Origin of the sequence: Rhizobium rosettiformans (genome assembly GCF_016806065.1) — a bacterium.
In the GTDB taxonomy this organism is placed as follows: Bacteria; Pseudomonadota; Alphaproteobacteria; order Rhizobiales; family Rhizobiaceae; genus Allorhizobium.
Map to the genome: position 1 here is coordinate 79138 of NZ_CP032406.1, position 18274 is coordinate 97411.

At 58.6% G+C, this 18274-nt stretch carries 16 protein-coding genes; 4 read left to right on the forward strand and 12 right to left on the reverse strand.

Annotated elements, in window-relative coordinates; genetic code table 11:
• The 11 genes from D4A92_RS21965 to D4A92_RS22015 form a co-directional block, all read right to left on the reverse strand.
• Nucleotides 1-441: a CoxG family protein gene (locus D4A92_RS21965; RefSeq protein WP_203020620.1), complete on the reverse strand. Its 441-nt coding sequence runs from the start codon at nt 439-441 to the stop codon at nt 1-3.
• A complete protein-coding gene (locus tag D4A92_RS21970; protein ID WP_203020622.1) occupies nt 438-2789 on the reverse strand; it encodes a xanthine dehydrogenase family protein molybdopterin-binding subunit in 2352 nt (783 codons plus the stop codon). The genes D4A92_RS21965 and D4A92_RS21970 overlap by 4 nt, the downstream gene beginning before the upstream one ends.
• 44 nt (nt 2790-2833) lie before the next feature.
• Nucleotides 2834-3610, reverse strand: coding sequence for an alpha/beta fold hydrolase (locus D4A92_RS21975; protein WP_203020624.1), 777 nt, complete (start codon nt 3608-3610; stop codon nt 2834-2836).
• A gap of 4 nt (nt 3611-3614) precedes the next feature.
• Complete coding sequence (locus D4A92_RS21980; RefSeq protein ID WP_203020626.1) at nt 3615-4739, reverse strand: FAD-dependent monooxygenase; 1125 nt, start codon at nt 4737-4739, stop codon at nt 3615-3617.
• Nucleotides 4732-5586: a 2,3-dihydroxyphenylpropionate 1,2-dioxygenase gene (locus D4A92_RS21985; protein ID WP_203020628.1), complete on the reverse strand. Its 855-nt coding sequence runs from the start codon at nt 5584-5586 to the stop codon at nt 4732-4734. Before D4A92_RS21985 ends, D4A92_RS21980 begins: the two co-directional genes overlap by 8 nt.
• Nucleotides 5574-5885 carry a subunit of meta cleavage enzyme gene (locus D4A92_RS21990; protein ID WP_064694962.1) on the reverse strand — a complete coding sequence of 104 codons (312 nt, stop codon included), beginning with the start codon at nt 5883-5885 and terminating at the stop codon, nt 5574-5576. Before D4A92_RS21990 ends, D4A92_RS21985 begins: the two co-directional genes overlap by 13 nt.
• A gap of 16 nt (nt 5886-5901) precedes the next feature.
• Nucleotides 5902-7035, reverse strand: a complete 1134-nt coding sequence (locus D4A92_RS21995; protein WP_246754149.1) for an alpha/beta hydrolase family protein — start codon at nt 7033-7035, stop codon at nt 5902-5904.
• Between the two features lie 31 nt (nt 7036-7066).
• Nucleotides 7067-7915 (reverse strand): 3-keto-5-aminohexanoate cleavage protein, encoded by an 849-nt coding sequence (locus D4A92_RS22000; protein ID WP_203020632.1) that lies wholly within the window; start codon nt 7913-7915, stop codon nt 7067-7069.
• Between the two features lie 180 nt (nt 7916-8095).
• The gene (locus D4A92_RS22005) at nt 8096-8734 is read right to left on the reverse strand and encodes a TetR/AcrR family transcriptional regulator (protein ID WP_246754150.1); all 639 of its coding nucleotides are present in this window, start codon (nt 8732-8734) and stop codon (nt 8096-8098) included.
• A gap of 251 nt (nt 8735-8985) precedes the next feature.
• Nucleotides 8986-10446, reverse strand: coding sequence for an amidohydrolase family protein (locus D4A92_RS22010; protein WP_203020635.1), 1461 nt, complete (start codon nt 10444-10446; stop codon nt 8986-8988).
• A 78-nt stretch (nt 10447-10524) separates the two neighbouring features.
• The gene (locus D4A92_RS22015) at nt 10525-11466 is read right to left on the reverse strand and encodes a LysR family transcriptional regulator (RefSeq protein ID WP_246754151.1); all 942 of its coding nucleotides are present in this window, start codon (nt 11464-11466) and stop codon (nt 10525-10527) included.
• A gap of 799 nt (nt 11467-12265) precedes the next feature.
• Here D4A92_RS22015 and D4A92_RS22020 point away from each other — a divergent pair.
• Genes D4A92_RS22020 through D4A92_RS22030 form a run of 3 tightly spaced genes read left to right on the forward strand, consistent with a single transcriptional unit; the run spans nt 12266 to nt 16230 of the window.
• Nucleotides 12266-14212 carry a tripartite tricarboxylate transporter permease gene (locus D4A92_RS22020; RefSeq protein ID WP_203020638.1) on the forward strand — a complete coding sequence of 649 codons (1947 nt, stop codon included), beginning with the start codon at nt 12266-12268 and terminating at the stop codon, nt 14210-14212.
• Between the two features lie 13 nt (nt 14213-14225).
• Nucleotides 14226-15299, forward strand: a complete 1074-nt coding sequence (locus D4A92_RS22025; protein ID WP_203020640.1) for a hypothetical protein — start codon at nt 14226-14228, stop codon at nt 15297-15299.
• A 55-nt stretch (nt 15300-15354) separates the two neighbouring features.
• Nucleotides 15355-16230: an alpha/beta hydrolase gene (locus D4A92_RS22030; RefSeq protein WP_203020642.1), complete on the forward strand. Its 876-nt coding sequence runs from the start codon at nt 15355-15357 to the stop codon at nt 16228-16230.
• Here the strand turns inward: D4A92_RS22030 and D4A92_RS22035 are convergent.
• A complete protein-coding gene (locus D4A92_RS22035) occupies nt 16209-17249 on the reverse strand; it encodes a LysR substrate-binding domain-containing protein (protein WP_203020644.1) in 1041 nt (346 codons plus the stop codon). The two genes, D4A92_RS22030 and D4A92_RS22035, sit on opposite strands and share 22 nt — an antisense overlap.
• A 270-nt stretch (nt 17250-17519) precedes the next feature.
• Here D4A92_RS22035 and D4A92_RS25345 point away from each other — a divergent pair, with 270 nt between their 5' ends.
• Nucleotides 17520-17645, forward strand: coding sequence for a hypothetical protein (locus tag D4A92_RS25345; protein ID WP_432445039.1), 126 nt, complete (start codon nt 17520-17522; stop codon nt 17643-17645).
• Nucleotides 17646-18274: the final 629 nt, after the last annotated feature.

Below are 18274 nucleotides of genomic sequence, written 5' to 3' on the forward strand. Positions count from 1 at the left end.
TCACGCCGCCGCTGCGATGTCGGAAATGCGATCGAAGAATTGCTGGGAAAGCTTGCGGGATGTGGATTCGATCAGCCGCCCACCGAGCTGCGCGAGCTTGCCGCCGACACTGGCATCGACCGCGTAATGGACCACTGTGCCGTCTTCCTGCTCCTGCAAACGAACATTAGCGCCGCCTTTGGCAAAGCCCGCTATTCCGCCATTCCCTTCGCCGGCAATCCGATAGCTTTCCGGTGCCTGCACATCGAGAAGCTGCACGCGGCCGCTGAACTTTGCCTTGACCGGACCGATGGAAACCGTGACCGTTGCCGTATAGCCGTCATCGACGGCCTCGAGCGTCTGACAACCGGGAATGGCCTGGCGCAGAACCTCGGGATCATTGATAAGCGCCCAAACTTGCGCACGCGGACGCGGCACGAAGAAACTTCCCTCGAGATTCATGATTGTTTTCCTTTCATTTCATCGCGTTGGCTGGCAGCCGAATGGATCGCATCCCAAAGACGGCCAGCGGTCACGGGCATCTGGAGATCGGTGACACCGAGAGGGCGCACGGCATCGAGAATGGCATTGACGACCGCGGCAGGCGTTCCGATGGTGCCGGATTCGCCGATGCCCTTGACACCCAACACGTTCGACGCGCTGGGAATTTCGACGAGTTTGGACTGGATGAACGGCATGTGCTCGGCCCGTGGCAGGCAGTAGTCCATCAGCGAGCCCGTGGTAAGCTGCCCACTCTCGTCATAAATCATTTCCTCGCACAGCGCCTGACCGATGCCTTGCGCGCAGCCGCCATGGATTTGCCCCTCACAAATCATCGGGTTGAGCGCTCGCCCCACATCATCGACACATATGAAGCGATCGATGTGGATCTCCCCCGTCTCTGGCGTCACCTCGACTTCGCACACCTGGCAGCCGTTCGGAAAATTCGGTTGCGCGCCGGGCTTGCCCGCCGAGGTTCCCTCCCCGTAGAGGCCCAGCGAAAAGCGCATGACGGGACCGGCCGGCAGGTAGAAGAACCGCGCGACATCCTTGAGTGAGATGGTCTGGTTGGAGTTGCGCGTGCGAAACAGCCCGTCGGCGAATTCGATGTCGCTTTCCTCCGCTTTCAGGAGGACGGCGGCCATTTTCGAGGCTCTGAGAATGAGATCGTCCGCCGCCTTGCGCAGTGCGGTGCCGCCCAGCATCGAACTGCGGGCCGCAAAAGTACCGCGTCCGATCAGCACCTTGTCGGTGTCGCCCTGGACATAGCGAATGTCTTTCACGTCGATGGACAGCCATTCTGACACCAGCTGACAGAAAACGGTGGCGTGCCCCTGCCCGTGCGAATGGGTGCCGGCAATGATTGTCAGCGTACCGGAGGGGTCGAAGCGGATCTCCATCCGCTCGTTCATGACGCCCGCCACCTCGATGTAAGACGTGATCGATCGCCCTCGCAGGCGGCCGGCTTTTTCGCTTGCGGCGCGGCGAGCGGCAAATCCGTCCCAATCGGCAAGCTGCGCGCACTCCTGGGCCAGGCGTGGAAAATCCCCGCTGTCATAGGTTAGGCCAGCCCCGTTGACATAGGGCATCCGCTCTGGAGACACGTAGTTGCGCGTCCGGATTTCACGCGGATCGAGCCCCAGCGTCGACGCCGCCTCGTCCATCAGCCTTTCGATCACGAAGGCCGCCTCGGGCCGACCCGCGCCACGGTAGACAGAGAGCGGCGCGATATTGGTGAAGACGGCGTTGGTCTCCAGATCGACGACGGGAATGACGTAGGTACCCGGCAGGAGTTGCATGGAAAAGAAGAGCGGCGGCGTGGCAGTGCCCCAGAAATAGGCGCCGAGATTGTGATAGGCGCGAACCCGAAGTCCCAGGATATGGCCAGCCTCATCTAGCGCCATCTCGGCATGCGCCGTCTGGCCCCGTCCTTGCGTATCCGTCAGCATGGCTTCGCTGCGGGTCGCGATCCATTTGACCGGCCGCCCCACTCGCCGCGATGCCCACAGAACCAGTCCATCTTCCGGATGCATATGCGCCTTAAGCCCGAAGCCGCCGCCGACATCGGGTGAGATGACCCGCAAGGACGATTCCGGAACATGGAGGACGATCGATGCAAGGATACGGCGAAAACCGTGCGGATCCTGCGAACTGGTATGCAGCGTATAATGGTCCTCGCCCGCATCGTAATCACCGATACAGCCGCGTGGCTCCAGCGAAAACGGTGCCACGCGAGGGCTGGCGAAGCGGCGGCTGACGACGGTATGGGCCGCGTCGAACGCCTTTGCCGTCTGCTCGACATCGCCGAATTTCAGTGTCACCGAGCGGTTGCCCGTTGGGCAATCCTCCCACAGAACCGGCGCATCGGGCTCCAGCGCCGCCTCCGCATCGACCACCGCAGGGCGTTCGGCATAATCGACCAGCACCGCATCGGCGGCAGAGCGGGCCTGATCCGCCGTTTCGGCGATCACCATGGCAATGCGCTCGCCGACGAAGCGAACCCGGTCTTTCACCAGCAAGGGGCGCATGGTCGCATGGCCCGGCGGCCCACCCCAGAGTTCGGGCATGAAGAAGGGCGGGACGCTGCCGAGCCCGTCTGCCTCCACGTCGTCCCCGGTCAGTACCGCCAGCACGCCGGGCATAGCCTCTGCCGCGCTCGTATCGATGGAGACGATATCGGCATGCGCATGCGGCGACAGCACCATCGCTGCATGGCATTGGCGCGGCAGCGCGATGTCATTGACATACCGCCCCTGCCCTGTCAAAAAGCGTCGGTCCTCTATCCGCAATGCGGGTTTTGCGATGGTCATGGTTTCCTCCCTCTCCTGCCTGCCCGGATGCTTACTTTTTTGAATCAAGGCTCCCGGATCGACTGTGCGAGAATGGCGTTGACGGCCTGCGCCCGCTCGAAAAGCGGAATGTGGGCGCCTCCTTCGATGATGGTGAAGCGGGAACCGGCAATGGCATCCGCCAGCGCTTTGCCCGCAGCAGGCGGCGTGGCTTCATCCAGTTCGCCCACGGCGACCGAAACCGGCATGGTCAGGCGCGTGGCGTCCTGGCGGCAATCGGCCACGGCGAGCGCATCGCAACCGGCGGCGTAGCCTTCCGACGACATGCGGGCGAGCATGGTGGCAAGGCCCCGGCCATGCGGTGTGTCGACGGCTGCCGGCGTGATCCACCGCGCCAGAACGCCGCTGGCGATAGACGCCAGTCCATCGGCGCGGATCTTGGCCGCCCGGTCCTTCCACATTTGTGGGGCGAGACTGACGATGCTGCTATCGAACACGGTCAATGTCCTCGCACGCTCTGCCAAAGTGGCCGCCACGGACTGCGCAACCATACCGCCGATGGAAATACCGGCCAGATGAAAGCCCTGCACGCCGAGCTTAGACAACAGACCGACAACATCTGCCGCAAGCACCTCGACGGTGACGGGTGTGCGGGACAGATCGCTGAGCCCGTGGCCGCGAAAATCCGGACAGATGACGTAATGTGTTTCGCTGAAAGCGTACGCCTGCTCCTGCCAGACATCATGCGATGTGCCGAGCGAATGAAGCAGAACCAACGCTGGGTCGCGCGGGTTGCCGTGCAGGGCGACATGAAGATTGTGATCGTTGACGCTAACGAACATAAGCTCAAAACTCCTCATTAAGCGCGGCAAGCGCCTTTTCAACCACCGCCGTCTGCGCTTCCGGGGCCGCTCGTTCACGCTCCAGGCGGCTGATTTCCAGAGAGGAATCGACGACCAGTTTGCAGCGCGCGTAGCGGCGCTGCATGAAGCTTTGAAGCGCGGTGGGAACATGTGGCTGCCGGGCTATTTCCTCGCCCAGCACCAGACCGTCCTCGATGCCCATTCCGGCACCGGATGCCAGCTGCGGGGTTGTGGCGTGGGCGGCGTCACCGATCAGGACGGTATTTCCACGCAACCAGGTCTCACCGGCCAGAACCGTCTCCAGCGGGCGACAGATGATGTTGGAACGCGCATCCAGACCGTCCGCCACCTCGCGCAGAATGCCGCCATAGCTCTGCAGCAGGTCTCGAAGCACCACATACTGATCCGCCTCGTTGCGCCACACCGGCTCTGACTGGGCCTCCAGGTAGAACATGTACATCTGATCCGGCGCGACCGGATTGAGGCCGACCTTCGCAGGCCCGCCGAGAAAGAAAGTGCGCCGCACGATGGAGGGATGGCGCTCCATCATCAGCCGCCAACACATTTGCCCCGCATAACGGGGCAAGGGCGCAGTCTCGAACATTTGCTGGCGGGTTCGCGAATAGATGCCATCGGCCCCCACCACCAGATCGTAGGTCGCAGAGGCACCGTTGCTCAACCGCACAGCGGCAAGATCGCCTTGCCACTCGATTGCTTCCACCGTGACGCCAAGCATGACCTTGGGGTTCAAGGCCAGCAGACGCTCCGACATGATGCGATGAAGTGTCGGCCGCAGGATGCCGCCGGCAGTCGGAATGTCGCCGAGGGCATCGTTGCGCGTATCGATGCTGAACAATGGCTTGCCGTCGACAGAGCAGATGTCGATCCCATCGGCAGTGTAGCCATGTTCAAGCACCGCATCGAGAATGCCGAGCCGGCCCATGGCCCGAAGCGTGGGACCGGTAATGGTGATGCCCGCCCCGTAGACCCGCCATTGCGGGTCCTGGTCGCAGAGATCAACGGTAAGGCCTGCCTCGCAAAGTGCAATGCCCGCCGACATGCCCGCAATACCGCCGCCGATGATGAGCGCCTTGCGTTTCTCAGCCATGGTTGCCCGTCGCGGCTGCGAGTTCGCTCTGGCCGAAATGACCGATACCGATGCCGGTGTACCAATCATTCACGGCGCGATAGTAGGCACGCCGGAAGGGAAGACCGCCAGCGGCACCCATGGCCGCCATCCACATGCGGATCTCTTCGGCACCGTTGCCCGCCGTATGGACCTGCTCGGTCGCATATTTGACCACGGCATCCGGATCGCCTGCTTCGAGAAGCTGGAGCAGGGTTTCATCAAATTCGCGGTTGACCATGCCCATGCGCGGGGTAGCGATGTCATGGCTGATACCGCCGGTTGCCAGAATCGCCACGCGCTCGACGCCATCATAGCGGCGGATGGCATCGCCCAGGAATTTGCCGAACTGGTAGCAACGGCGCATGGTGGGCATGGGCGGCTGCACGCAATTGAAGAGGATCGGTACAATCGGCAGATCCGGGTCCAGCCCCGCAAGTTCGAGCGGGGTGAGCGAGCCGTGATCCAGCACCATTTCCATGGAGAAAGAAGGATCGAAATCCGCCTGCAGGGCCTCCTGCAGGAGATAGGCACCAAAGGCCTGATTTCCGGCAAACACCCGCCGCTTGGCCTTCAACCAATGTTCGATCGGGCTCTCATAGCTTTCACCCACGCCGATGCACAGAGCCGGGAAGTTATTCAGGAAGAAGTTGTGCAGATGGTCGTTGGAAAGAACAACCAGTGCATCCGGCTTGCCGGATTCGAAATCGCGGCCCATGGCCTCATAGGCACCGAAGATTTCGGTGCGCAGATCCGCCGGAATACGATCCGGGAAATTCAGCATGACGGGTGTGTGGCTCGCCGTATAGATTCCGGTCAGTTCAGCCATTTGTCGTCTCCTTCTTTCATCAGGCTGCGCAGAGCCGCGAGCGATACGTCTTCGGGGATGCGCACACCGATGCAGTGGGCACGCAGCAGATAAGGGTTGACCCCCGCCTCGTAGAGACCGGCCACGTCGTTGCCGCTGATCATGGCAGCCATGTCCGGGGTGAGCTTGAACCGCGCCAGATAGGCATCCTTGTCCGCATTGTATGCGGCCAGATCATCCGGCTTGTGGTGGAGTTCATAGAGAACCTTATCCAGCAGATAGGCCTCCGTGGTTGGCATCATCAGCCGCCAGTTGCTCATGGCAGTCTCCCTCCCATCATTTCAGGTAATTGCCGACCCACGAAACGATCGTGGGAACCGTGTGCGGGCCAAAGCCCATATGGCCGCCTGGGAACAGGCGGACAGATTTCGGGCTGCCGTGCTCCAGCAGCAGGTGGATGTCGGCAATCGGGCACTGCTTGTCCTCCTTGCCATTCACCAGCAGAAGCGGAGCGCAAGGCTGCGAAAGAAGGCCCTGATCCAGCAGCGAAAGAACCCGGAAGCCTTCCACATATTCGGCATCGTTCCTCGCCCCCAGCATGCGGCTGCGAGTTTCGACCAGTTCCATCAGGTAACTGTCAGGATAACGGGACGCTTCCACCCATTCCGGTTGGAACATGTAATGCACGCCGCCGCCCCAGTTGACCGCGCAACGCAGCTTTTCCGGCATGAGATGCGCGAGCTTGGTGGCCCAGTGCCCGCCGAAAGACCGCCCGATCAGCGCAATACGGCTTCCATCGAGATCTGCCGCCTGCATGACCCAATCGATGACCGGCGCGAACTGGATTTCACCATTGGAACGCGCCTTGATCGGCGACTGGCCGGTCCCGACGTTATCCATGGCAATGGTGGCAATACCAGCCGCGACGAGCTGGCTGGAAAGCTCGGTCATCTCCTCCTTCCAGGCATCCACACCACCCCACATGATGACGACAGGTGGCTTTTCGACACCGGCTGGCTTGCGCAGATAAAACCGGATCTCGTTGGAAAGCGCGTCCGGCGCATCGAAGGGAAGGCTGACCGGCTGGATCGGCGGATCGGCAAGCGCGCCAAATTTGGCGTAGGCTTCAAGCTCCAGACGGTAGCTTTCTTCTTTGTCCGGATGGTTCGGGCATGGAAAGCGTCCAAGGAAATAGAAGCCATAAGCTTGATAATAGGCATCTCTTGCGGCAGCCGTATCGCCGGAGGAAAGGAAAGCGTCTGCCTTCGCGTTAAAGGCATTTCCGGTGGCGATCCATGCCTTTGCCCAGCGCGCCCCATCCAGGCCTTCCAGTGTATCCATGGTTTGCAGCGTGGCTTGCGGATCCGTCAGCCCCAGTGGATGGATGCGCTTGGCAAGACGATCGCGCATCCACGCCTTTGCGTTTTCCAGTGATCGTGGTCCTGTCAATTCACCAGTCGGTGCCGACATCAGCATTCTCCATGATTGTGTGTGGTCGCAGTCACCAGATTGTCTCCAGCGCCGCACGCTGCATTTCAGCTGTTTCAAGATTGCGGCCCAACAGGCGCAGGCTTTCCCGCACAGGAGCAATCAGCGCCGCATTGTTTGCCGCCACGGTGCCATTGGGCAGAAGAAGGTTGTTTTCAAAGCCGAGGCGAACATTGCCACCCAAAAGCGCGGCGCTGACCGCACAGGCGGCCTCATCCTGTCCGAATGCGCACATGCTCCAATGGGCAAAGCTGTGTGATGCTTTGAGGAATTCTTGAATGTCGGCCGGGCTGGATTGCTGGTGCTTGGTGTAACGCCCCAGCACGAAGAGCACCGGAATGTCCTGCGCGGGGATCAGCCCGCGCCGCAGCATGTCTTCCAACCGCTTAAGGTCTGCCCGGTCGTAGAGAATGATTTGCGGCAAGATGCGCTCGCGCCGCATCCATTCGAGCAAGTGCGCAAAATCGCGTTCATGCGCGGCATCCGGCACGATTTCGCGCAAAGCAATGGAACAGGCTTCGGGATGCAGCGTGCGCACCAGCGCCACCTGCTCGGCAGGCGTGAAAAGACCCAGCGCCTCTGTCGTCACTTGAATGATCAGACGATCCGACACTCTTGCGCGAATGGCGGCAATGGCGGCGTGGTAGCGCCCTACATCCAGACAATGACGCCCCGCATCATCGCGCACGTGAATGTGGATCATACTTGCGCCTGCCTCAAGGCATTCCGCAGCACATTCCGCAAGCTCGGCAGGCGAGAGCGGCAGGGCCGGATGATCGGCTTTCGGCCGACGTCCGCCATTGGGCGCAACAGCGATCGCGGCGCCACGGCCATTGCTGGCCGCCGCATTCAACGTGTCCATTTATAGCCTCCCGAGTAGGACACGCTCCTGATGTCCCGCTACCGGAACATGGCGTCCCGGCATCACCTCAATTCCCGACCTCCATCGAAAAATTGAGCATGATCAAAAATTACATAACGTAATTCCGTTGTCAATTTGATCATGCTCACTTTTTTGAGAATGACGGATTGACTGTCGGATTTATGCGGGAAGCGCCAGTGCAGAGGGCTGGGGAGAAAGGCCTTTCAACACGATTTCAATCTGCCGCCGCAGCCGATCCGTGCCCCCTTCGAGATCCAGCCGGTCCTCCGACAGCCAGATGCGCAGATCGACCTGGTAGATGGCAAACACGGTCTGGGCGATCAACTCCGGCTCTTCCGTAGACGTGATGATGCCCTTTTCCAGCGCTTCACGAATGAGATCGATCAGCAGATGACGCAGGGCGTGACGTGTGCGGTTAAACCGTTCCGCCTGCTTGCCGGACTGGTAGAAATACATCTCACGCAGCGCCGCTCGCGACAGCACCGGATTTTCTGCAAAATACTGGTAGTGCCGTCGCAGGATGATCAACAGGTTGCGTAACAGTGAGTATTCCGGGCGGATCGTAGCACGAGCATCCGCCACACAGGCTTCAAGCCCGTCGTTGACGATCAGGAACAGAAGGTCGCGTTTCGTTTCTGCATAAACGAACACCGTTCCCATGCCGACACCGGCCTTTGCGGCGATCTCACGGGTTGTCGAATCGTCGAATCCTTTGGATAAAAACAAGTCAATGGCGGCTTTCTTGATACGGAGAAGCTTATCTTCCTTGTTTTTTTCACGCAGGCTCTCGCGTTTCATGAACCCTCCAAATCGCTTCATCGCAGGCGGAGCATCTCGGCACAAGTATGCGACCGGCAACGCAATGATCAAGGGGCCTGCAGGAGTGGTCGGGGAGGCTTCGCCTTAACCGAGTCTGAGACACGGTACTATCTTTTCCTGAATTACACGCACTGATGGATCAAGCGATTTCCTGCCATTTCGAAACAGCATGATCGGGAAGGTGTCGGGGCGTGCGGCGATCAAGTCTTTACGATGAAGAAGAAAGTGGTTCAGAGAGTGTTATCAACCGTCGGCAAGTTGGCCCGCTTGCGAATGGCTTCCTGAGCCCGCGCTGCCTTTTCAACGACGGCATGGACATCGACGCCGGTCAGCTTGCCCCCGCGTTTCCGGATTATTCCATCGATAATGACGGTGTCGACATTGGCGGGAACCGCATGCTGGACGATCTGGAACGCCGGATTGGTGTTGGCGGCGGGCAACATGTTGGGCTCATCGGTACGCACGAGAATGACGTCCGCTCTCTTGCCCGGCGTCAGAGAGCCGATCTGATCCGAAAGCCCCAACACATGAGCGCCGCTCAAGGTGCCAACACGAATGGCATCTCGATAGCTGAAGGCCCATTGTAGTCCCTTCTTGGCGATCCCCAGGAGGTCACCGGTCAGATTGTTTGCCTCAACCTGCTGGATACGGCCGGAATTCACCAGAGTTCTGAGATTGGCAAACGGATCGGCAGGCGACTGGCACGTCACATCGATGCTGCAGCTGATATTGTCCAGGTCCACGCCGCCCTGAAGCAAGGCGTAGACCGGCGGCAGTCCTGCGCCGATCATCGGATCAGTTGCAGGGCAAAGCGCGACCCCCAACTTCTTACCGGCGATGAGGGCAACAGCTTCCGGTGCGATACCTGGACCATGTGTAAAGATGAACTCCGGCCCGATGAGATCCGGAAACGCCATGAAGCTTCCATGATCGGTGATCGGCCGTAGGCCAAGTTGACGAGCCACCTGAACCTGCGGTTTGAAATGCTCGCCTGCACCGTCCAGTGTCATGCCGAGTCCAAGCCGGCCCTTTCCGTTGGCAGCAATCCAGTCCAGTGCGCGTTGAAGATCGGCAACGGGGGTCGGCACATTGCGAATGACACCGGAATAGCTCAGTTTTGCGCGAATACCGGTTTCCACGAGTGCGGATAGCTCGGCTTCGACGTCATCATAGTTCCGCAGGCCATGCGCCCAGTTGTGACAGGTCGTAAACCCTGCATTGATGGCTTCCAACGCGGCATATTGAACGGCCGTGTGATGGTCTTCCACGCTGTAATGCGGAAGCAAGTCGTGGCGGTTGAAGTAATCCGTCGCGTCGTTGACAAGACCGCGCCAGATGCCATCCCACATGTGCCAATGGGTATCCACGAACCCAGGCATAACAATCATGTCGGTCGCATCAATAACCTCTGCGGCTGGTACATCGATCCGCTCGGCAACGGCAACGATTTCGCCGTCCTTGATATGAACGTCGCCTTTGACCAAATCCTTCATGGCAGGATCGACAGGCAGGACATATCCACCCCGGATCACGATCTCGCGGCCCGATTGGACCGTGCCGACAACTCCTTCCGCCGCGGCCTGTTTAGGCAGAGCCGCTGCGACAAACGGGCTGAGGAGACCGGCGCCCAAAGCTGCCAGGCTATGCCGACGCGTCATATTCAATTTAGGCATGTTGCAGTTTTCGCACATGGCTGCTCTCTCCCCGCGATGCTGTGTGGTCCTGTGGGGCAGAGGGGTAGCAGCAGGCAGCGCCAGTGCTCAAATCGTTTACAGCGCGAGGCGGTATAAGCCGGACTTATACTGCCTCTCTTCGGCCTCAAGATGCTGCCTGATGGTGGTGCGCAGCCAGTTGAGCCCTTGATCGGCATTGGCGCGCGAATGCCATTGCATGACGAGCCGGGCGGGCGGAATGAGAAAGGGGGGATCAATCAGCTTCAGATCTGCAGAAGACATGTACAACTCGGCTGTTTTTCCCGGGAATGTGGCAAGACGCTCCGTGCCCGACAGAAAAAACGGCACAAGGGAAAAGTTATCCAGCTTCACGGATATCCGCCGCGTGAAGCCGTGGGCGGAAAACAAACGCTCGGGCAGATACGGCCGTTGAGAAGCGCCGACAAAAACCTCCACGTGATCTGCTTCAGCGTATTGCTCCAGGGTCAGGACGTCCGGCGCGAAGGTTTTGCGGCAGGCAATGACGCGATGATCCTCTTCGAGGAGCAGTTCTTTGGGATGGTTCGGTGAACAATGAACCTCTGGAGCGATGATCAAATCGACACGGCCGGCGTCCAGCCGCTCCAACAAGTCTCCGTGCGGCGTCGCAACGTCCAGGCAGAGATTGGGCGCGAGTTGAGAAATGTGCTGGAGCGCCTTTGCCAGAAATCCCGCAACGACGGTATCTGCGGCCAAAAGGCTGAAACTCCTGCTATCGACGCTCGGGTCAAACGACGGCTGAGTGATGATCGTCCGATCAATGGTCCGGAGCATCTCGGAAACCGGGATCGCCAGCGTTTGGGCCAAAGGTGAAAGAACGGATTTGCCGCTGCGGGTAATCAGCAAGGGGTCGCCGAAATACGCTCTGAGCCGCGCCAGCGAAGAGCTCATCGCCGGCTGGGTAACATGAACGGCACTGGCTGCCCGTGAAACGTTCTGTGTCCTCAGTAACGCATCCAGAGCCACCAACAGATTGAGATCAAGCCCACGATATCTCATTCCTCAAGGCCCCGGATAACACGAATGGGCAAGCAATGCCGCGAAACTGCAACGCTTGGAGTATGGCAAATTAATCGTCTCAGCGCTTTCCGCAACTAGGTGGCCCAATGTCAAACTCGTTGTTGGGGCGTTCAAGCAAAAGTGGAATCGTGTCCTACAGCGTTCTCTAATCGCGGTTGTCAAGCTAGTCGCAGTGGGCATCGCAGGTCAGGCTCATGGTTCTCTTCGAGGTCGGCACTTTGACCGCCTCATCATGGCGTTGGATAGGCTCAGTCGACCAATGTGGTGTGACAAGATGATTAGCCCTCGGCGCGAGCGACGCTTTGTTCGTATGCCACGCCAGAGCGCTGGTCACAAACAAGAGCCCGTTCGGCCATTTCGTGCGGAATCAGCCCCCTTACCTGCACAATTTGTTGGTGCCGGGGCGAGTTGGTTGGAGACCACCCTGCTTTGAGTCCGCAGACCGGAAGGCGACATTGTGGAAGACAAGAAGCTGGATGGACTTGGCTGAGAGCTCCGCATGCTAGCCATGCCCATTCTACATCAGTGACCGAGTGTGGCCCGCCTCTTGATTTTTGCATGCCAGGCGACAGACCGTTCATGTACTTGTGAAGGAGTTCCCGCCTCGCCCAATGGCTATCCTCTTGCGAAGCTGGCCTTTGGCAAGACTGCTTGAGGCTCAACTCGCGCCCGATAGGTTTAGATTTTCTATAACTAGAGTTAGATCATTTCACTTTTTGTGAATGAAAAATCGCGCCAATGTTGGGTGCGCGCCTGATTGGCGAGCATGGGAGGAAACATGTTAGAAGCTTTCCAAACGCTGGTGGGAACATCGGCGCTGTTTTACTTATTCTTCGGAGCATTGCTCGGCCTGTTCGTCGGGATTTTGCCTGCCCTTGGCGGCGCGGCAGGAATGTCGCTACTCATCCCGTTCCTGTATGGCATGGAACCGGCCGCTGCCATGGCTATGGCGATTGGAATGCTGGCGACCGTCAGCACCGGCGACACCATTAGCTCTGTACTCCTGGGTGTCCCAGGTTCGGCCTCCTCGCAAGCAACAGTCCTTGACGGTTTTCCAATGGCGAAAAACGGGCAAGGCGCGCGTGCACTGGCGGCCGGCTTTCTAAGCTCGGTCATCGGCGGCCTGTTTGGTGCCTTTGTCCTGACCTTGACGCTGCAGGGTGCGAAACAGGTCATTCTCTGGTTCGGCATGCCGGAGATACTAATGATGATCCTATTTGGCGTAGCTAGCGTGGCCGCACTGTCGGGTAAAAGCCTCGCAAAAGGCATTTCGATTTGCGCCTTCGGCATGCTCGCGGCTTCTATCGGGTTCGCGCCTGCAAGCGGCGAACAGCGCCTTGATCTCGGCCTGTTCTATTTGAGCGAAGGGCTACCCCTGCTCGCCTGTGTGATCGGGGTCTTCGTCATCCCGGAAATTGTGGACCTCATTCAGCAAAACCGTTCTATATCCGATCGCCCGAGCCTTGGAAGCGGTATGCGCCAAGGCGTCGTCGATGTTCTTCGCAACAAGTGGATCGTATTCCGTTCCGCTATTGTCGGCTGCCTGGTCGGCGCCATGCCCGGCGTGGGTGGCTCCGTGGTGGACTGGATTGTCTATGGCCAAACCGTACGCTCAGCGCGTGACAAGTCGATGTTTGGCAAAGGTGATGTGCGGGGCGTGATCGGGGTTGAAAGCTCGAATAATGCCGTACTGGGGGGTGCATTGGTGCCCACTCTGCTTTTCGGCGTCCCGGGGTCCGGATCGACAGCCCTGCTGCTTTCCGCGCTGATCCTGATCGGCATTCAACCCGGCCCGGGCATGTTGACGCAAGACATCAACTTGACCTACCTGATGATATGGAGCCTAGCGCTCGCGAATATCATAGGTGCCGGTAGCTGCTTTCTTTTCGCGCGCCACCTCGCAAAGCTGACGCTCATCCCGTTCGCATGGATCGCGCCATTTCTGATCGTAGCCATCACCTTTGCGACGCTGCAGATCAATCGCGATCCGCGTGACCTGTTTCTTATTCTCGTCTTCGGCGCCATTGGCATCGCTATGCGGCGCTTCGGTTTCTCGCGCCCAGCGTTTCTGATCGGCTTCGTTTTACAGCAAAACCTCGAAAAGTCGCTGTATCAGACAGCGCAATTGTATAGCCTGAGTGAGTTCCTTTTCCGACCGATCGTTCTCGTTTTGCTCGCTGTTATCTTGGCGGTTTTGGCTTCGTCGGTCTGGCAGCAACTTCAGAAGCAGCCCGAAGACCGCGAGGAAATTGAAGCAATAGCTAAAACGAGGCCGGTCCAGTTCATCCTTCCCATACTGCTTTCGGTCTGCTTCGCCAGCGCGCTCGCCATGGTGAATGACCTGCAACCGCTGGGTCGTCTGTTTCCACAGGTTGCGGCGGGCCTTGGCCTGGTCTCGGCTCTCATATTGCTCTGGCAGCTCGCGGTCGGGACACCTTCCGCGCTGGAAGACCAGCGGGTGACAGGTCCCCGCTACTCTATTTCGTTTCTTCATACGATCGCCTGGATCGTGGCCGCCGTGCTGCTGATTGCCTGCTTTGGGTTCTTTGCAGGTGCATCGCTATTTCTAGGCGCTTTCCTTGCCTTCGAAGCGCGCGCCAAACCGCTGGCGATCGCAGCCGGGGTTGTTGGCATCATGGGCGTCTATCTGTTCCTGACCTTCCAGGCCGGGACTTATCTTCCGGATGGTTGGATTCTGAGCCTAAACCCCTGGGACCATTTCTGATGAGGAGGAAACTATGAACTTTAAATCGATAATCACAGCCACAGCTATCGCGGTTTCGTTGGCCCTGCCTGCTGCGGCCCAGGAGCTGGCCATCGGTCGGATCAATGTTACGGTTCCCTTTGGCGAAGGGGGCGGCAGCGATACTCTGGTCCGGGCAGTAGCGCCGTATCTTACGAAAGCATTGGAGAACGAACCAACCGTACTCATCCGTAACGAGCCGGGCGGTGGCGGCATACCTTCAACCAATCGCTTCGCTAAACGCGCGAAGTCCGACGGATCGGACATCCTGGCACTGTCATCTTCGATCTTTCTGGCTAAGACACTTAAATCGCCTCAGATCGATTTCCAGTTCGACGAATTCGTTCCTGTGTTCATCGCGCCAATGGCACCAATCTTCTACGTTTCTCCAACGACAGGTGCCCAAGCAACGGGCGACGTGGAAGGCATGAGAGGCGCCCAATTGGTGTTCGGCGGAGGGCGTCAGGATTCTGCTGATATAATGACGGTCCTTCAATTTGATCTGCTCGGCTTCGACATTAAATCGGTGTGGGGCTTGGAGCGCGGCGGAGGCCGTATCGGCTTCGAGCGCGGCGAATTCAATGTCGATCATCAGACCACCGCCGCCTATGTGCGAAGCGTGCAGCCGCTCGTAGACGAAGGAATAGCGATAACCTTCATGACGACTGGAATCATCGATCCGTCCGGCAAAATCGTACGAGATCCAAACTTCCCCGACGTCCCGACCTTCCTTGAACTCTACCAGAAGGTCCATGACAAGCCGCTCTCGGGTCCTGCATACGAAGCCTATCTCGGTTTGATGGGCGCGACGATAACGACGGGCAAATCCATTGTGCTCCCGTCTTCCGCCACTCGTGAGGTAGTTAAGGCGTATAGCGAGGCCTTTTCTCAGGTTGCGGGAGATCCGGCTTTCCGCGATGCGACAAAGGAATCTTTGGGCGGCTACCAGCTCTATACCGGCGAAGATGCACAGGCGCTCTGGGGCACGGTCACTGATCTCTCGCCAGACGCTTATGCTTGGCTCACCAACTGGTACGAAACAAAGGTCGGCTTCAAGTTGCCCCGTTGATCAAACTAGGGTCCGGGCAGCGACCGGGCCCACTTCAGAGAGAGCAGACGAACTGATGATGCAACCCTCCTTAAAACCGCAGCACAAAGGCACTGATATCCCACTGCCGGCGGTCCCCCCAGGCGTGTGTGTAATCCGCGACGTGAGTTTTGGTCCGCACGAGCGTCAATCCTACGACGTATATCTGCCGGAGAATGCACCACGTCCAATGCCGGTCGTGGTGTTTTTGCACCCAGGGGCATGGTCACGGCGAGACAAGCGGGCGGTTCGGACAATGTTCGTCTTGGAACATGGTTTCGCGCTCGTGAGCATCGGCTATCGCCTTGCGCAACATGCCCGTTTTCCCGCCCAGATTAATGACGTGAATGATGGTTTGCGTCATCTAATTGCTCATGCGGATCGCTACGGGATCGACTGCGACCGCCTAGTTATGGCCGGCACATCTGCAGGGGCGCATCTGGCAGCGCTTGCGGTTCTCGCTCGTGAGAACGAGCCGTTTCGGCCCGTCAGTCATTTTGCGCCTCGTGGGGTGGTTGCGGTCTACGGAGCCTATGACATGGCAAGACTTCTGCGCGACGAATGCAAGGTCGATATCGACCAGACGAGTCCAGAAAGCCCGCTCGGGCTAATGTTTGGAGAGTCTCCAGCTGGACGCCCCGACCTGCTGCGCGAGATCAGCCCGCGTACTTTCGTGGCGCCGGAGGCTCCGCCGTTCTTGATCATGCACGGTCACGACGACCGTGTCCTGCCTTGGACCCAAAGTGCAGAGATGGCGACTGCGCTCATGGAACAAGGTGTTGACGTCACATTGCGGGTCATACCGAAGGTTGGGCATGGCGCTGAGGCGTTTCGGACGCCCCCTGTATCGGATCAGATCGTCGCATTCATTCAGAATGTCACAGCTACGCCTCAGCTTGTTTCAGCTAGGTAGGACTCCGTTCTCTCACGCAGCAGAGCTGCCTCGGACATTAACCAAGTCCGAAACGCCATGGGGGCTCCGCGGTGCGCACGCGACGTCGGTAGCACTATTGAGATTGGCTCGTTCGCCTCGATAACTTCCGGAAAGGGACGAACGAGCCGGCCCGCAAGCAAATCGTTTAACACCAGTTCGACCTGGGCAATTGCCAATCCGTTGCCAGCCATTGCTGCCTCGTAGACGAGTGTCGAATTCGAAAAGACGAGCAATGGCGTTTGGTCATTCGCCGCCCGACCAGTTCTCTCAAGCCATCGAGGCCAGTCAGCCATACGGTTGCGGGAAGCGATCAGCGGAACTCGCGCCAAATCGAGTGTCGGCCCCAGCTGAACAGCCACTGACGGGGTGCAGACTGGACAAAGATGAGGGGTGAAAAGTGGGATCAACTTGTGCCCTGCGGGTTCGACAGTCCGCACACTTAGCGCCATATCGAGGTCAGGCCTATCAGTGTCTAATGTATCGATTCCGGTCTCGAACTCTACAGCGATTCCAGGATACTGCTGATAAAATGCGTCCAGCCGCGGTATCAGCCAACGATTTGCCCAAGTCTGGAACACTCTGAACTTTATTGCCTTTAGCTCTCTGCCGACGACCTGTTCCAAGGCGACTTCAATTCTGCGAAATGCATCACCGAGCGATTGTGCGATTTGTATCGCCGCTTCCGTCGGCTCTGATCGATTTCCGTGGCGCCGGAAAAGGGAAACTCCCAGATTTTCTTCGAGCCGGCGGATCTGCTGACTGACTGCCCCCGGCGTCACGTTCAGCTCCCGTGCTGCCGCTTCGAATGTCTTGAGGCGGACAATCGCCTCAAGATGACGCAATGCCTGGAGGTGCAATCGAGACAGGATGCTTGGTTCGTGTGCCATAGGTTTGCCGAAAGAACTCAACACAGATTGCGCAGTAGCGATAGCGTAGCGGACAAAACCCATATCTGAGAAGATTTCTGGTTTGAATAGCAGAGACGCCGCCAACTCCAATTAATACTGTTGAGATCACCTCCTGCCAGCAGCTTTCCCTCCCATTGCTGGCTTTTGGTTTGCAGTGGGAGCAGCACGCTTAATTGGCAAAGGTGATTTCTCCTGAGCATCTCATCGAACTTGCTTCCGCCAACCGAGTTTGGTTCGCGCGAACTGGTGATTTTTGAACGGACCTCTGTGGCATCGTAGTACCGGCTATACCAAAGCCGGTATCCGAATCCGCTTGGCTACGGCTTCGGCTCGAGCCGTTTCAGTGATCCTGAAATTGCCCTGACACCTCCTGATCGTTTCGGCGTCGTTTATTTCGGCAGCAGCATCAAGGTCTGCTTCGCCGAAGCGATCTTGCGCGAGCGTGCTATCGGATCAAGGGGCAACTTCCCAATCGGCATGGGGTAGCTTCTGGAGGTGGCCTGCGCCTCTGTAGCGACCATTGAACCTGTTCGGCTCGTGGACCTGCGCTCTGACGGTATGCTGCGGATGCGTGTTCCAACTGATGTTGCCCGCGCCGCTTCGCACGACCTCGGGCAACAATGGTCAAGAGCACTCTGGCTTCACGACGAGAAACCCGCTGGCATCATTACATTCTCGCCTGAATGGCGAGACCATGTCGCCTGTTCGATCGCGCGCTTACAAAACTAAGGGTAACGGCTGCTGGACCCCTCCGGAATTTTCGAAATGAAGTGGCGCAAATCTTGAGTGACTTCGCGATAGCGATCGTTTGACATACCGTGCGCTTCAACGTCGTCGGATCGACGTAAGCCTGGGTGGCTACCGATTCACTATTTTTCGGTCCTGAAGGCCCTGCGACCTGCACTTTTGACCCCCAAATCCATTCATTTAGGACGTGTGCGGCGTAATGTTAAATTATCGAACCTAAACTTCATTGTAGTTGCCGTTTATTCCTTCATCTCGCCCGCAACGAAAAGTGTTACGGCACTCAACCCGTCTCGGCGCACGGTAGACGCGAGACGCCGTAGTGACTGCTGACGGCAGCTGGCGCGCGGAGATAGCAGAAGGAGCCCCTC

What these genes read in the sequence shown, in the direction of transcription:
- D4A92_RS21965 (WP_203020620.1), bottom strand. Translation starts at nt 441, where the DNA reads ATGAATCTCGAGGGAAGTTTCTTCGTGCCGCGTCCGCGTGCGCAAGTT.
- D4A92_RS21970 (WP_203020622.1), bottom strand. Translation starts at nt 2,789, where the DNA reads ATGACCATCGCAAAACCCGCATTGCGGATAGAGGACCGACGCTTTTTG.
- D4A92_RS21975 (WP_203020624.1), bottom strand. Translation starts at nt 3,610, where the DNA reads ATGTTCGTTAGCGTCAACGATCACAATCTTCATGTCGCCCTGCACGGC.
- D4A92_RS21980 (WP_203020626.1), bottom strand. Translation starts at nt 4,739, where the DNA reads ATGGCTGAGAAACGCAAGGCGCTCATCATCGGCGGCGGTATTGCGGGC.
- D4A92_RS21985 (WP_203020628.1), bottom strand. Translation starts at nt 5,586, where the DNA reads ATGGCTGAACTGACCGGAATCTATACGGCGAGCCACACACCCGTCATG.
- D4A92_RS21990 (WP_064694962.1), bottom strand. Translation starts at nt 5,885, where the DNA reads ATGAGCAACTGGCGGCTGATGATGCCAACCACGGAGGCCTATCTGCTG.
- D4A92_RS21995 (WP_246754149.1), bottom strand. Translation starts at nt 7,035, where the DNA reads ATGTCGGCACCGACTGGTGAATTGACAGGACCACGATCACTGGAAAAC.
- D4A92_RS22000 (WP_203020632.1), bottom strand. Translation starts at nt 7,915, where the DNA reads ATGGACACGTTGAATGCGGCGGCCAGCAATGGCCGTGGCGCCGCGATC.
- D4A92_RS22005 (WP_246754150.1), bottom strand. Translation starts at nt 8,734, where the DNA reads ATGAAACGCGAGAGCCTGCGTGAAAAAAACAAGGAAGATAAGCTTCTC.
- D4A92_RS22010 (WP_203020635.1), bottom strand. Translation starts at nt 10,446, where the DNA reads ATGTGCGAAAACTGCAACATGCCTAAATTGAATATGACGCGTCGGCAT.
- D4A92_RS22015 (WP_246754151.1), bottom strand. Translation starts at nt 11,466, where the DNA reads ATGAGATATCGTGGGCTTGATCTCAATCTGTTGGTGGCTCTGGATGCG.
- D4A92_RS22020 (WP_203020638.1), top strand. Translation starts at nt 12,266, where the DNA reads ATGTTAGAAGCTTTCCAAACGCTGGTGGGAACATCGGCGCTGTTTTAC.
- D4A92_RS22025 (WP_203020640.1), top strand. Translation starts at nt 14,226, where the DNA reads ATGAACTTTAAATCGATAATCACAGCCACAGCTATCGCGGTTTCGTTG.
- D4A92_RS22030 (WP_203020642.1), top strand. Translation starts at nt 15,355, where the DNA reads ATGATGCAACCCTCCTTAAAACCGCAGCACAAAGGCACTGATATCCCA.